The 15,945-nt window shown below is 43.2% G+C and carries 11 protein-coding genes; 4 read left to right on the top strand and 7 right to left on the bottom strand.

What is annotated here, in order from left to right; translation table 11 throughout:
• The gene (locus tag EZV76_RS13370; protein WP_136567073.1) at positions 1–1,644 is read left to right on the top strand and encodes a serine hydrolase domain-containing protein; all 1,644 of its coding nucleotides are present in this window, start codon (positions 1–3) and stop codon (positions 1,642–1,644) included.
• A gap of 134 nt (positions 1,645–1,778) precedes the next feature.
• On the opposite strand, the gene agaR is transcribed toward EZV76_RS13370, so the two are convergent.
• From agaR to EZV76_RS13335, 7 genes are all read right to left on the bottom strand, one after another.
• The gene (gene agaR, locus EZV76_RS13365; protein WP_136567072.1) at positions 1,779–2,537 is read right to left on the bottom strand and encodes a transcriptional repressor AgaR; all 759 of its coding nucleotides are present in this window, start codon (positions 2,535–2,537) and stop codon (positions 1,779–1,781) included.
• Positions 2,538–2,631: 94 nt separating this feature from the next.
• Positions 2,632–4,077: a Gfo/Idh/MocA family protein gene (locus tag EZV76_RS13360; RefSeq protein WP_136567071.1), complete on the bottom strand. Its 1,446-nt coding sequence runs from the start codon at positions 4,075–4,077 to the stop codon at positions 2,632–2,634.
• Between the two features lie 20 nt (positions 4,078–4,097).
• Entirely contained in the window at positions 4,098–5,093 is a 996-nt protein-coding gene (locus EZV76_RS13355) for an amidohydrolase family protein (RefSeq protein WP_136567070.1), read from the bottom strand.
• Complete coding sequence (locus EZV76_RS13350; protein WP_136567069.1) at positions 5,074–5,916, bottom strand: class II fructose-bisphosphate aldolase; 843 nt, start codon at positions 5,914–5,916, stop codon at positions 5,074–5,076. The genes EZV76_RS13355 and EZV76_RS13350 overlap by 20 nt, the downstream gene beginning before the upstream one ends.
• Before the next feature lie 2 nt (positions 5,917–5,918).
• Positions 5,919–6,869, bottom strand: coding sequence for a carbohydrate kinase family protein (locus tag EZV76_RS13345; RefSeq protein ID WP_136567068.1), 951 nt, complete (start codon positions 6,867–6,869; stop codon positions 5,919–5,921).
• Entirely contained in the window at positions 6,862–7,785 is a 924-nt protein-coding gene (locus EZV76_RS13340; RefSeq protein ID WP_136567067.1) for a 1-phosphofructokinase family hexose kinase, read from the bottom strand. Before EZV76_RS13340 ends, EZV76_RS13345 begins: the two co-directional genes overlap by 8 nt.
• Position 7,786: 1 nt before the next feature.
• Positions 7,787–8,929: an SIS domain-containing protein gene (locus EZV76_RS13335; RefSeq protein WP_236640926.1), complete on the bottom strand. Its 1,143-nt coding sequence runs from the start codon at positions 8,927–8,929 to the stop codon at positions 7,787–7,789.
• 329 nt (positions 8,930–9,258) lie between these two features.
• Here EZV76_RS13335 and EZV76_RS13330 point away from each other — a divergent pair, with 329 nt between their 5' ends.
• The 3 genes from EZV76_RS13330 to EZV76_RS13320 all read left to right on the top strand — a co-directional run bounded on the left by EZV76_RS13330 (position 9,259) and on the right by EZV76_RS13320 (position 15,933).
• Entirely contained in the window at positions 9,259–9,855 is a 597-nt protein-coding gene (locus tag EZV76_RS13330; protein ID WP_136567066.1) for a Crp/Fnr family transcriptional regulator, read from the top strand.
• 466 nt (positions 9,856–10,321) lie between these two features.
• A complete protein-coding gene (locus EZV76_RS13325) occupies positions 10,322–10,870 on the top strand; it encodes a DUF4347 domain-containing protein (protein WP_136567065.1) in 549 nt (182 codons plus the stop codon).
• A gap of 11 nt (positions 10,871–10,881) precedes the next feature.
• Positions 10,882–15,933: a T9SS type B sorting domain-containing protein gene (locus EZV76_RS13320; RefSeq protein ID WP_136567064.1), complete on the top strand. Its 5,052-nt coding sequence runs from the start codon at positions 10,882–10,884 to the stop codon at positions 15,931–15,933.
• The last annotated feature ends 12 nt before the right edge of the window (positions 15,934–15,945 follow it).

Here is a 15,945-nt window from a genome sequence, read left to right as displayed (position 1 = left end):
ATGATGCGTACTTTTTACAATCCATTTTTCCTCCTAGCTTTTCTCTTCTGGGGAATCTCATCAGCCCAATTACCTGCGGATAAAGCCGCTAAAATTGACAGCCTGTTTCTTGAATGGAACCGTCCCAACCATCCTGGAGGTTCCATCGCTATTATGCAAGGGGACAAAACGGTTTTCTCCAAAGCGTATGGTTTGGCCAGTATGGAATATTTGGTGCCCAACTCCCCTGGCACCCAATACAATGTGGCATCAGTTTCCAAACAGTTCAGTGCCTTGGGTATTGTACGCTTGCATTTACAGGGCAGGTTATCTATAGATGACACCATTGACAACTATATTGATCAACTACCAGAGTTTGGTCAAAGAATCACCATTCGCCATATGTTGCATCATACCAGCGGGCTAAGGAGTCTCCACGCGCTTCTTGCCCTGGCAGGATGGCGAGGAGATGATTACAAGACCAATGCAGATTTAAATCGCATTATTGTTGATCAGGAAGAATTAAATTTTGAGCCGGGAGCAGAATACCTGTATTGCAATACGGGTTATATGTTTTTGGCAAATATCATTGAAAAGGTTACTGGAAAAACTTTTGTGGATTACATGCAGCAAGAAATCTTTGCTCCCCTTGGTATGGAAAACACCTATGTAGAAGACCAATATAACCGAGTGGTCCCCAATAATGCTACTTCGTATAATTCAACTTTCTCTGGGTTTAACCGTGCAGTGGAGTATTGGGGTTATGTGGGGTCTGGGAATATGCACACCACAACCGCTGACCTTCTTAAATACCTAAGAAATTTCTATGCACCTCTTCCGGGTTGGGAAAAAGCATTCGAACTTATGGAAACTATGGACCCGCTCAACGATGGCAGTCATAACCAATATGCCTTTGGGGTGAATGTGGACGATTTTTTTGGGGAAAAACGAATAAGCCATGGAGGATCCATTGGAGGGTTCCGTTCCAATGTTGCTGTATTTCCCGAAAAAGAAATCAGTATTGTAGCACTCACCAATTTTTCTAGGTCGGGCCCGGCTTCCAAAGTTTCCAAAATTGCAGAGATTCTCTTAGGAGATGTTACCCTACCCATTTCTATATCCGCAAAGAAAATCTCAAAGAGCAAAATGAAATCTTACGAAGGGTATTATTGGGATGATGTAACCTTACAGGAACAAAAAATCGAAGTAAGTGGGGACACCCTATTCTTGGGCAATGGAAATTCCAAGTTTATCCCAGTGGACATAGACAGATTTGAAGCAATTGACAGGGATAATAAAACCATACTTACTTTTCAGAAAAACACAATGACCATGCTCCGAAACAGTGGAGGTCCTCTGATTTTTAAAAAATACACTCCCCTGAAGTCGAATGCAAAAAATGCCGAAGAGTTTGTGGGCACATATTATAGCCCTGAAATACAAACAGCCTACACCATCCATTTTTCAGACGGTAAACTATATGCCCACCACATTAGGCATGGCAAATTATATCTCGAACAAAAGCAAGAAGACCTATTTACAGGGGAATATCCTTTGAGTGTGCTGAAATTTTTCAGAGATGGTGATAGGAAAATAAAAGGTGTACGGATATCTAACGGTAGGGCCCGGAATCTGTGGTTCCTCAAACAGCGTAATTCAAAATAAAACGGCTAGCTAACAGTATTCCCAGACCAGTTATGTTTTATGGGAAGTATCGATGTCCAACAGATGGAACGGTTTCCATATCATCGGTAAATATTGGATTGAGACCTACCCCCTTTAAGTTGTATATATTAAAGTTACACCACAATAACTTCAACGTTGTGTTTTTCAAGTGCTTTAATCTGATCTTCTGTAATACCACTGTCCGTAATCAATTTGTGGATGTGGTTGCTGGTGCAAATAAATGCCATTCCAGATTTGGCAAATTTCGAGCTATCGGATACCAAAATTACCTCTTCGGCCAAATTGATCATCAGCTGGTTCAATTGGGCTTCTTCAACATGATGGGTGAACACACCTTTATCCGGTTTAATGCTATCAACACCTAAGAATAGTTTATTGCAGGACAACTGTTTTAGATTTCGCTCGGCCAACGGACCTACCAAAGACATTGAAAACTCCTTGAGATAGCCTCCGGGCATAAACACTTCCAAATTTTCTTGCTGGGCCAAGTTGTTTACTATATCAAGGGCATTGGTAATAACTGTCAACTTTTGAAAGTCACGTAAAAATCGGGATATCTCAAAAGTAGTTGTCCCTGAATCCAGTATAATGGTGTCCCCTTCCTCTATAATTGATGCAGCCTTCTTCCCAATCTTGGTCTTTACCTCCATGTTCAGTTTTTTCTTCTGACTGAAGGTTAAAACAATATTGTTGGACTTGAATGCCCCGCCATGGGCCCTGACGAGTAGATTATTCTTCTCGAGCTTATCCAGGTCATTTCTAATGGTGACTTCGCTGACACCAAAGAGTTTGCTGAGCTTATTGACATTTACTTGTCCATCCTTATCCAGTTCTTCAAGGATTTTGGCCCTTCGGTATGCTGTTTTTTTCATCAAAATTCTGTTGGCTTCGGTTAGCTATAAAAACAAATATAACTTTAATCTTATAACCAAAAACTACCAACCTCCATTAATTCCTATTGAATATCTACCCCAAAACACTCATATTAACCCCTGTAGTAGCTCCTTTTTCCAAAGAAATGTCTACCGGGGCGTTTTTTTTCCAGCTACCACGGGTAAAATCAGGAATATCAATGGATTGTGCCCTATTGGCCACAGATTGCTCACTTAAAGGCGCAATGGCACTCCAAAGTGCTGCATCATAAACGTCTTGATCTAAGGGCAATCCATTTCTCAAACAGTCTATAAGTCTCCAATCCATTATGAAATCCATTCCACCATGTCCGCCAACTTTTTTAGCCATTTCACCAACCTTTTTCACAATTTTGGGCGTGTATTGCTCCTCTAGGGCTTTCATTTCCTCCTCACTGAACCATGAATGTCCAGTGGCCACTCTAGATGGTTCAGGCCATTTACGGGCAATGCCTTTGGAGCCGCTTACCAAATGTATTCTGGAATACGGCCTAGGGGAACTTACGTCGTGTTGGATCATGATACTTTTTCCTTTCTTGGTCTTGACCAATGTAGTATTCATATTTCCCCTGAAGGTATCATCAGTATACTCTTGGAAAAAAGGGTCGTCCTTGGCCAGCTCCACCGCCTTTTGATGCATAGAGAAATCATTGGAGGACAATGAAGTAAGATAATCCATATTATCCCCTCTGTTAATGTCCATGATTTGGCAGATGGGCCCCAATCCATGCGTAGGATACAAACTTCCGTTACGTGATGCATTTTCCTTTAGGCGCCACATATTTTCATATCCATCCTTCTTATTGAAATTAAGCCCCACCAGGTCATGGATGTAAGCACCTTCACCATGAATGATTTCTCCAAAAAACCCTTGGCGGGCCATATTAAGGGTCAACAATTCAAAGAAATCGTAGCAGCAATTTTCAAGCATCATACAATGTTTCTTGGTCTTCTCAGATGTTTCCACCAGCTGCCAGCATTCATCTATGGTTTTGGCCGCTGGAACTTCAACAGCCACATGCTTACCTGCTTCCATGGCATACACAGCCATCGGAGTGTGCAGTGCCCACGGAGTTGCAATGTAAATTAAGTCTATATCATCGCGGTCGCACATTTCTTTCCACGCCTCTTCACTTCCCGAATACATGTCAGGAGTATGTGTGGTGTCTTCCAACAATTTTTTAGCCTTTTCCACTTTTTCAGGAATCAAATCGCAAAGTGCCATGATTTCAACACCCTCAATAAGCCTAATGCGACCAACAGCTCCTGGTCCTCTCATGCCAAGGCCAACAAAACCAATACGAACAGTTTCTAGAGCAGGTGCAGCATAACCAGACATATTAAATGTCTGCTTTCCGTAATCCTTTGTCGTTGCGGCTACTTCTGTTCCCAATGCGGTGGATGAGGATTCATTTTTGCAAGAAACCAATGCATTGGCCCCAGCTACGCCAATTCCTGCCATGGAAAGTGAACGAATAAAATTTCTCCTGTTGTTTTTCATAAGGTTGGTTTTTTAATTTGTCAGACTCCGGGAACCCCGTAAGTGTTGACTGCATTTGAATAAAATATTTTTTCCAGCACCGTATCGGGCAAGGCAAGGCCTTTAAATTTTCCCTCGAATTCCGGTGCCTCCATAGTATTGTCCGTTGCGAAGAAATCCCAATGGAATTTCCACAAATGTTCCAATCTATCTGCCACTTCCTGTGCCGATAGCGAACCATCATCAATCACATCGGTGCCATAAATGATCCTGTCCTGGTACTTGACAAAAAAATCCTTCACTCTGTTGTGGTCCTTTGCAGCTTGATACTGTACATGACAAATTCGCTCTGCAAGGTCGGTCATGGTCTCTGGAAAATCATCTAACCGTTTGGCCACTTCATCCAAATTCCACTCTAGACTGAAAAGGTGCAACCCCACAAACTTTAATTTAGGATGACGTCTCAATACATTGTCCCTTGCTACAATCTGGGCTTCATAGGAAGGATATTCAGGATTAAGATACATATGATATTCAGGATGGGCACTAAAATAGTTGCGATCCGAATCCACGGTCATTTCATCCAAGGGTAGCCAGCAGTTCTTGGGCTCCCCTTGATGGCCGATCAAAACTAGATCATTGGCCCGAATGTATTCATATATGGGGTCAAATACAGGATGATCCAACATCAGAAAATTTCCATTTTCATCCCTGAGTTCTGCATCCATTCCAATATTTTTCCACATCTTCACTCCTTTTGCACCGCGGGCTATACCCTGTTGAATTTGTTTCAACACAGTTGGCAACCAATCTTCCTTTCCCCATCGCTTCATATCAAAAGAACATATATAAGCTGCCCGATCATTGAAAACTTGGTTCAACTCATGAACTGTGTTTTCTTGCTCTTCCAAAGAAGGAAAAAAGGGAATATCGGTATTTATGGACAAGAAATAGGCATCATGGCCAATGGCCATTTTCATCTTTTCCCCACTTGTTGTATTCAGATGCACATGCGCATCAAAGAATGGTCGTAGCATGGTTTTCATTCTTTACCATCAATAGTTTGGTCTTTACCAATTCCGTAACAGCCTCAGTAGCTACTGGAAAGACCTTTCTAAGGTCGATTTCCTCATTACTCCTTAATCTATCTTGGAGTGTTTTCATAAAGATGTTCTTGATTTCTGTAGCCAAGTTTATCTTGCATATGCCCAGGGAAATGGCCTTCTGCACCTGATCATGGGGAACACCCGAACTACCGTGTAACACCAAGGTTGAAGGGGTTACAGAAGCGATTTCCTGCAGTAGTTCCAGTTGAAGCTTAGGCTCGCTCTTGTAAAATCCGTGGGCTGTACCAATGGCGATGGCCAAAGCATCAACTCCGGTTTTTTCAACAAAATCCTTGGCTTCATTGGGTTGTGTAAATCCAGCTCCCTCGGTAGATTGACCTAATTTGGCCACAAAGCCAAGCTCGGCCTCTACATGGGCCTTGTATTGTTTTGCCAATTCTACCACTTCTTGGGTGATAGCCACATTTTCATCGAATGGGAGTTCACTTCCGTCAATCATCACAGAATCAAATCCTGCATCCAAGCATTTGTGTGCCAATTCTACGGAACCACCGTGATCCAAGTGTATCCAACCCGTTACCCCAAACTGTTTAAGTCCAGAGCGACCTAAATTCACCGCTGTTTCTAACCCCATATAATCAATGGAACTTTTGGTCAGCTGTAATATAATAGGTTCGTTCAGATCGGATGCTGCCTTAAGTACACCATGTAAGGTTTCCACATTGTAATAGTTTGTTGCCAAAAGCCCTCGCCCCTGTTTCGTGAATTCTCTCAATGTTTGTTTAAGCTCCATACTTAGGATGTTGTTTTGATATGTTGAAGTTGTTCTATTTTCTTTTGTAAAGCTTTTTTATCCTTGAAAGCTTCCGTGCCTCCTGCCATTGTGGTGTTGATGGCCCCCATCAAGTTACCGTTCAAGAGACAATCCCCAAGTTCTGCTCCTTGTAGATATTTTGCAATGAATCCTGCATTGAATGAATCCCCAGCACCTATGGAGTCCACATAGACATCAGCTTTGAAGGCTGACGTTTGGACCCGTTCCCCATTCTTTATCCCCAAACTACCTTTACTTCCCATTTTTAGGGCAATGGTATTGGCGTAAGGTTCCACTTGTTTCAATGCGCTTTCTACATCATTCTCTTGGGTAAGCCTTAAAATCTCCGCTTCATTGGGCATAAAGACATCAATATATGGAAGACACTCTTTATAATCGAAATTCCATACATCCGCAGGGTCCCATTGCAAATCCAATGATGTGGTAAGTCCTTTACCCTTGACTTTTTTGAAAATGGCCGTTATATCTTGATGCAGTCCTTTCTGCAAAAAGAAATTAGAAAGGTGAAAGTGTTTGAAGTTCGACATTTCAAACCACGGAATATCCAAAATGGTCATAGCCTCCATGGCGCCACAATAGGTAACGTTGGCTCTATCCTCATCGTAATTCATCACCACGGTCACCCCGGTTTGATGGCTATCCGACCTTCTTACAAAAGCAGTGCTTACATTACGGTCTTCCAAGGTTTCCATAACATAATCCCCAAATTGGTCGTTGCCCACCATGCCCCCAAATGCAGTAGAAACCCCCAACGCAGCGGCATTGGCCGCCATGATTGCGGAAGAGCTTCCCAAAGTGAGCGTAAGATCGTTGGCCACAATTTCCTTTCCTATCTGGGGGAAACCTTGGATTCCATTCAGAATAAGGTCCACATTAAGCTCCCCAACTACCAGTAGTTCGTTTTTAGCCATGGCACAAAAGTTTGGTTTCTGTCGATGGTAAAAAGTCCATTACATCTTTATGTTTTAGCATGCCCAAATCGTCATTGACACAATTGGCGGCTCCAAAGGCCGCTCCATATCGGGCTACTTGTTCCAAGGACATATTTTCGGACAAGGCATACAATATTCCTGCGGTAAGGCAATCCCCACTACCCACGGTACTAATTACTTTCTCCAAGGGTTTTAGGGCATGTACCACTTCTTTTCCATCAGCAAGGTAAAGTCCCTTTTTGCCTTTGGTCAAGGCCAGTAGTTGTACACTATCTTTTAATTCCTCCCGTACTTTTTCCGCATCATCGGTTCCAAAAAGATCTTTGGCCTCATGTTCATTGATATGCAGTCCATAAAACCCGGACCGAAGCGCATTCTTTAGTTGGATCCCAGTTCCGTCCAGCATCAATTTCTTGTTCAACCCTTTACAACTTTGGGCAACAACTTGACTAGCATTTTCCGGTACGCCTTTGGGCCAAGAGCCCGATAGGTTGACCATTTCCGATAATCCTACAAGTTCCTGTAGTTTTAGGGTAAACGATTCCCAGTCTTTGGGGCTTATGGTTGGTCCCGGCTCCAAAATTTCAGTATTGGTGATAGAGGAATCATCCGAACGGAAGGTATAACATTGTCTGTTATTTTCAGAAAGTTCCACTCCTTCTACCTGTATCCCTCTTTTTTCGCATTCCATTTTAATCCATTGACCTGTGGTTCCTCCCCAAAATCCAAAGAGAGTGACCTTCTTTCCCATTTCGGCCAAAGCCAAGGCAACATGGGTCGCTTTGCCTCCCGGATAGAGTTTTATTTTTTCCATACGGTTGACCGACCCTATTTCAAATTCCTTGAAATAGGCATAACTGTCAATGGATGGATTTGGACAGATACAAAGAATCATGTCACTTCTTATAAATTGTTACTCCTTGCACTACTCTACTAATGGCACCGTTAACTGATGGATTATCTGGATTCAATCCCAATTCCTGTGATTTATAGAGTCCTAAAAGCTGACCTATGACCACATAGGGCAAAATAAAAATCCCGGCCACATCATTAGAGTGCTTGGTTATTGGCATCATGTAGTTGGATTCCAAGGTTCCATTACCTTGACCAACCAATACCATATCAAGATAACCACCTCCCTGAACAATACTGGATACTAGGTCATTCTCATATTTGGCCACATGGGAATCTGGAGACAGAAAGAAAACCAAAAGGGTGTTTTCCTTTACCACTGCCCTAGGCCCATGTCTGAAACCCAAACAAGAATCATATTTACAAATCACTTGGCCATCCGTTAGTTCCTGTAACTTCAGATGACACTCATTGGCAATTCCCTGAAGGGGTCCCGAGCCTAAAAATATGGCTCGATCAAAATCCAAATGGGCCAACCCTTTCAAAAGTTTTGCATTATCAAAAATCTTTTGTGTTTCCTGTGCCGAATGCGCTACCCAAGTTTCTGCCTGATCCAACCTGTCCAAGTTAAACACCAACAAACTGGAAAGCAGCATGGACGAAAAGCTGCTGGTCATTGCCAAAGACTTATCGTTGGTTTCCTCTGGCAATACTATACAATAATGTATGGAGGAATCCTGTTCCGCCATTTTAGCCAACGCCCCATCGGGATTACAGGTAATCACCAAATGCTTGAGATTTCCTAATCTCGCTTCCAACAGCTTTACAGTTTCCACACTTTCCGGACTATTGCCCGATCGCGCAAAGGATATTAAAATAACAGGGGACTCAGATAAGGTATCCACAGCTTCCGGGTGTGTCACTAAATCCGTTGTGGCAATGGCCCTAGTAGTAAGCCCTGTAGCCCCAGCAATGACCAACTCAACCGATTCACCGATAAAGGCAGACGACCCTGCACCGGTCAGTAAAATAGTTGTATTGCCATCAGATAAGTGCGAAGTAAGAAACTTGTTGATTCCGTCGCGTTGTCCTTGAATTTCCTTAAAGACCTTTTTCCAAACTTCAGGTTGTTGAAAAATTTCTATTTCGGTATGGGTTCTATTCTTTTCCACCATTTCCATGGTCATGTTCTACTTTAATGGTTAGGTATGGCCAACCTTATTTGATTGACCTATGAACAAAATAAACTAAAATGTTTCACAAAAAAAAACTTTCGATTTCTTTTTATTTGAAATAATTTTATTTTCATAACATTTTTATTTTTAGAAGAGGCATTGAATAACTCGAAAACACTTGATAAATATCAATATCTGCTGAACAAATGTTCATTTTTCAAAGAAACATTACGTCAAATACATATCAAACCGTATCTTTCGGGTCCAAAAATACCTGTCCCGCCCCATTTTGGTGTTTTTGATGCATTGTTCAATACTTTATACCAAAACCAGCATTCCAAATGCATTCCAGCCAGAATTTAGAGAAAAATCTCTTCATCATCCTGTACCTTAATTCCATTTACCCCCTCAGCCCTAGCCTTAAGGCGTATTTGGCCAATAAAATTAAAAGCTGCTTTTTCAGAAAAAACGAAATCATAAGCAGGGCCGGGGAAGTCTGCAATAGACTATACCTTATTAAAAAAGGTATGGTCCGGGGCTATTTTTTGAGTGATTCCACGGAGATCACCACATGGATCGATACAGAAAATGAAATCTTCACCTCCATAACTGGCTTCTTCAGGAATGAGAAAAGTAGAGAGTATATTCAAAGTCTCGAAGAAACCCATTGCGACTATCTGGACTATGAGGATTACAAGTATTGTCTCAATAATTTTCCCGAAATACGCCAAATTAATAGAATCATGCTTGAGGAATACTATATTTTGGCGGAGCATAGAGTGTATTTGGCTCGAATTCCCAATGCCAAAAAACGGGTTCTCTATTTTATGGAAAACATTAGACCCGATATTGTAGGAAGAATCCCCAGAAAACATCTGGCTTCTTTTTTGGCGATGAGGGCAGAAACCCTTTCTCGCATCATGAAAGAAATCCTATAGAGGAACCATATACATCCTATAATTCATTTTCTACACTTATATTTTTGTAAGAATCATTCCACTTCATACCATTGAAACAGCATTTTTAGGCTCATTTAGCTTCATTTAATGTAAGAAAATGACTCTAAATTGATATTTGTCAATTCCTCGAACGATTTCATAAAATAAGACCATACCACCTCCGTTTCTTAGGTGAAGAATAAGAAAATCTGTACAGTTCTTCTTGTTGTGAATGTAGGAAAATGACAGACACAACAGCCTAAAAAAACATTTAAAAATAGTTCTTTTTATGGAAGAGATTTACTAGAACCTGTCCAATACATTTTCAAGATTTAAAGGCGGCCTTATTCAACTTGGGCCACTAAGCGAATTGCCTCGATTTTGCAGGCGTGACCTTCCCATGCCTTTACTGAACGAAAATTAAAATCAAAAAAATCACAATTGACACAACCTTAAACCAAAATCAATGAAAGATTTAATCAACAAGAAAGTTTTGCAATCCTTTTTTTACCTGTTCCTCTTTACTGTGACAGCAACTATGGCACAAACCAACAGTATTGCAATCGTGGATGCCAAGTATTCACAGAAACAACAAGTACTCGACAATTTACCGAGCAATACAGAGGTATTGGAAATCGATGGAAATGGGAACCCCTGGAAATCCATTCGTGAGCATTTGGAAAACAATCGCTCTACAGTTGCTGTTCATTTGTTTGTCAATGCAAGCTATAATGCCTTTGAATTGGGAAACACCACATACGATTCGGACGCAGTCGACCAAGAATTTGAACTATCCATGTTGGAAGGTCTCTACCAAGGTGACCACATTCAGCTTATAGTCTATGACTGCAACCTGGGCTCCAACACGGAAGGCCTTGCCCTACTTAAGAAAATCAGTGACAAATCTTACTTCAACATTGCAGTGCCCACCAACTGTAGTTCGGTTTTTGGGAGCAATCTGAAGTTTGACCATACCACCATGAACCAACCCACCCAAAATTCAATATTTCAATAGATCAACCAACCATGAAACAGACTTTTACAAGCATTTTATCGCTTTTCGTACTATTTCTACTGGTAGGGACCGTACAGGCCCAAACCGTGGATATGACCGTACAGCAAGGACCCAACGTAGATGTTATGGTAACCGTTGGATCGGCCAACGTGGACCTATCCACTTTTGAGGACGATCTGGAACAAGCCATGCACTTAAAAGGAATTCCCCTGGGCAAACTCAGGGTAGAAGCCTTTCAACGAAGTTCTATATCCTCTGATCAAGCCGATGCCAGTGACATTTTCAACAGCTGGAACAAGATGGACTTTAATGGAGCTGAACCACCAAATGCCCATAATTATTTGGGCAGTGCCGGGGGAGGTTCCTACAGCGGGCCTTACTTTTCCTTTGATTCCGGCACTAACCAAATCTTGGCAGATCCCGTGGCCCGGAACTCAGGCAATTATGGGGTGGCCATGTACGACCCCACCGGCGATGTATCGGATGGGACCATCTCCGCCACTTTTGGTCTTTCGGGGGCACCATATACCCATGCCGAGGTAGGCTTTATCTTCAGAAAAGTAGACAATGACAATTTTTACGCCTACATCATAGACAACCACACGGCTTGTGGAAACTTATCCAATTATGCTCCTGGAGACGGGTATCCCGCCGAAGCCATCTTAAAAAGAGAAAATGGGGTCACCACTATCTTGGCGGTAAACACCAATAGTGGAAGAACGGGAACGGCAACCTACGGATGGGAAGCCAATAGGGCGGACATGTTTGCTGCCTTCTATAACGGACAGAAAATTGATTTTAAAATAGAGATGTCCGGAAACAACATCAAAGTATCCCGTAGAGGCGGCGGTGGAGATGCCGGAACCGAATGGATCCAATCTTTTGACATTTCGGATACAACACACCCCTCTGGAAGTTATGGATTCTATGTCCATGAACAGCAAAATGCCTATTTCAAAGACATCAATATTGAGAAATTGGAACTCCGTGCCTTTAAAGATGTATTGCGTGAGCCCCAATGGAGAAACAGCGCTTTACGCTTTAACGTAAACTTGGACGACCTTGAGGTAGCGGATTTTGATTCTGATACCGACCTATCAGAAATCTTAATGCGTACCATCAATGAGGACATTCATTATATTGGTTGGGGTACCAATACCAATCAGGCCCAATTTGAGCGCTTTATTGTACAAAACAACGATCAAGGTACATTCATCAACAGGGATGCCGGAAGCTGGGCTTCATGGATTGATGATATGGCCCAATACATCTATGAACAATATCAATTTGGTACTGTAAGTGCCGGAGAATTCTTTATCGCCGGGACATCCGTTGAAATCGATGTAGATCCAGCACAGCTTAAAACCAACACGGCCAATGCAAGCTACCCTAGTGGACGTTGGAACATAACCCATGACGAAACCTATTTTGACAACAATACGGGAAAAGTTTCTTGGAACGGATTGTATTTGGAAGACGTACCGGAATACTACGAAAAACCGGGTAAGTATACCTTCACTTTTGAAGATCTGCCCACAGCACCAACAACCCTATTTTTCCACCGTAAGCCTGTGGCAAGTTTCACCTATAGTGGTGACACAGGATTCATCAACAACACTTCGTATGATTTGGATGGCGGTGCCAATAATGGTATTGCCCAATCCGAATGGAAATGGAAATCTGTGGATGCAGCCTCCACCAACGATTGGAACACTGGGGCTTTTGACAAGAATTCCGTCAGTGATGGCCAATATTTGGTTATGCTACGGGTACAGGACCACCAAGGCACTTGGAGTAGCCCAACCAGTATCTATGTAGAAAAAACTTCTGGCTCCGGAGGTTCAAGTGACCTTCCCATTGCACAGTTCAACATTCTTCCAGATATGCTCAATACCTACACAGGTAACATGACCATTGCCATTGAGGATAACTCTGTAGATCCCTACGGTAGAACTTTGAGTACTCAAGAGTGGATTGTTACCCAACGTGTCTATGATACCAATGGGGACCCGACCGATACGGAAATTTACAATGCGGGTACTCCCATGACCGATTTCTCTGCCTACAACAATATATCCGCAGAATATATCATCCGCCTACGGACGCAAACTGATACCGGTGTTTGGTCCGAACCTTTTTATAGAACGTTGACCATTGTTGATGACAACACAGACCCAACCATAACAGCAACGCCATCCAGTGGAAATCTGGATACCAATACGGACATTCAATTGGTTTTTGCCGATGAAAACGGAGGTAGTGGTTTTGATGTACAACGCTTTGCCAAAATTCAGAGTGCCACTCCCCCAGCTACCAATAATGCTGCATGGACTTCATGGAGCAACAGTCAATCCAAGACCACATCATTCGCTTCAGGTGGCTCGGGATGGTACATTCATGCCGAAGTTAAAGATAACGCTGGAAATACTGGAACTGCAACCTTTGGTCCCTATGATGTGACCTTGGTGGTAAGCGCCGATGATGATTTGGCCATTTTGGACGAGGATACCACATCCAGTCCCATAGATGTGCTCTTTAATGACGTGTACGATACCAACGTTACCCCAACCGTGACCATTACAGTACAGGGCACCAAGGGTAATGCCGTGGTCAATGGAAGCAATCAGATAGTGTATACCGCAAATGCCAATGAAAATGGAACCGATACCGTTACCTATGAGTTGGATGATCAAGGCCAGAAAGTAACCGCCAACATTACCCTATCCATTTTACCCAAAGACGACTTGCCCGTGGCAAATGCGGATGCCTTTACCATGGATGAGAACGATACGTTGAATGAGGACGTTTCCACCAACGATGTGGAGATTGACGGGGATGATTTGTTGTACCATCTAATTTCAGGTCCATCACATGCCACTTCCTTTACCTTTAATCCAGACGGAACCTTTTCATATGAACATGATGGGGATGAATCTGGTTCGGATAGCTTCACCTACAATTTTGAAGATGAGGTGTCCTTTACACAAACTGTGACCGCTACACTTACCATCAATAATGTAAATGACACTCCCGAAGGAGGCAATATCTCCGTAGATGTCATTCAAGATGCAGGATACGCGTTTGCCACGGAAGATTTCACCTTTTCCGATGATGACCCAAGCGATGGTTTCAATGGTATTCAAATTATTTCATTGCCTGCAAAAGGTACATTGACCTACAACGGAAACCCTGTTTCCATCAATGATATGATTGATGATGTAACCCTTTTGGTGTACACTACCGAAAATGGTGAATTTGGCGCCAACTATACCTCCTTCTCATTTAAGGTAAAAGATGGTTCCGATGCATTGAGTGCCACTACGAACAATGCGACTATCGCAGCGGCCCAAGATACCGATGGGGATGGAATTCCAAACGATTTGGATACCGATGATGACAACGACGGTACCCCTGATACCGACGATGATTTCCCATTGGATGACTCCGAGGATACCGACACAGATGGTGACGGGACTGGTGACAATGCCGATGACGACGATGACAATGACGGGACCCCTGATTCCGAGGATGCATTCCCTAAAGATGATTCAGAGGATACCGATACCGATGGCGACGGGACAGGAGACAATGCCGATGACGACGATGACAACGATGGAACCCCTGATTCCGAGGATGCATTCCCAAAGGATGATTCGGAGGATACCGATACCGATGGCGACGGGACAGGCGACAATGCCGATGACGATGATGACAATGACGGGACCCCTGATACCGACGATGATTTCCCATTGGATGACTCCGAGGATACCGACACAGATGGTGACGGGACTGGTGACAATGCCGATGACGACGATGACAATGACGGGACCCCTGATTCCGAGGATGCTTTCCCTAAAGATGATTCAGAGGATACCGATACCGATGGCGACGGGACAGGCGACAATGCCGATGACGACGATGACAATGACGGGACCCCTGATTCAGAGGATGCATTCCCTAAAGATGATTCAGAGGATACCGATACTGATGGCGACGGGACAGGCGACAATGCCGATGACGACGATGACAATGACGGGACCCCTGATTCAGAGGATGCTTTCCCACTGGATGATTCAGAGGATACCGATACAGACGGAGACGGGACTGGCGACAATGCCGATGACGATGATGACAACGACGGAACCCCTGATTCAGAGGATGCTTTCCCATTGGATGATTCAGAGGATACCGATACCGATGGAGATGGAACAGGCGACAATGCCGATACCGACGATGACAATGATGGAACTCCAGATGAGGAGGATGCCTTTCCTAAAGATGATTCAGAAGATACGGATACCGATGGAGATGGTGTTGGAGACAATGCCGATGATGATGCCGATAATGATGGTACACCGGATTCTGAGGATGCATTTCCTAACGATCCCAATGAAGATTCCGATGCAGATGGAGATGGTATTGGGGACAATGCGGACAATGATGACGACAACGATGGTATAATCGATGTGGATAATGATGGGGATGGTCTTGGTGACAACGTGGATACTGATGATGATAATGATGGAATTCCCGATAGCGAGGATGATTTCCCAAATGACGCTTCGGAAACCACAGATACCGACGGGGATGGAATCGGAAACAATGCCGATACCGATGATGACAATGATGGCTATTCCGATGAGGTTGAAGAATCCCAAGGTACGGAGCCAATGGATGCATCCAGCATTCCTGTTGATACGGACGGTGATGGTATTCCAGACAGCATGGATGATGATGATGATAACGATGGTGTACCAGATGCCAATGACGCTTTCCCAACCAGCAATGAACCTACCTTGGTGCCTGCACAAGCCTTTACCCCAAACGGGGATGGCAACAACGATGCTTGGATCATTCCTGGTATTGACAATTATCCCAATAACACCGTATCGGTCTACAACAGATGGGGGCATGAAGTATTTGCAACGAGGTCCTACCGAAACAACTGGGAAGGTTTCTACAAAAGTAGAAATGAAAAGCTTCCTGCAGGATCGTACCTATACATCATTGATTTGGGTGATGGAAGTGCTCCATTACAAGGCTGGATCTTTATCAACTATTAACCACAACAACAG

Origin of the sequence: Flagellimonas alvinocaridis (assembly GCF_004916895.1) — a bacterium.
Lineage (GTDB): Bacteria > Bacteroidota > Bacteroidia > Flavobacteriales > Flavobacteriaceae > Flagellimonas > Flagellimonas alvinocaridis.
Note: the sequence above shows the minus strand (reverse complement) of the source record. Positions and strands in the feature narration are given on the sequence as shown.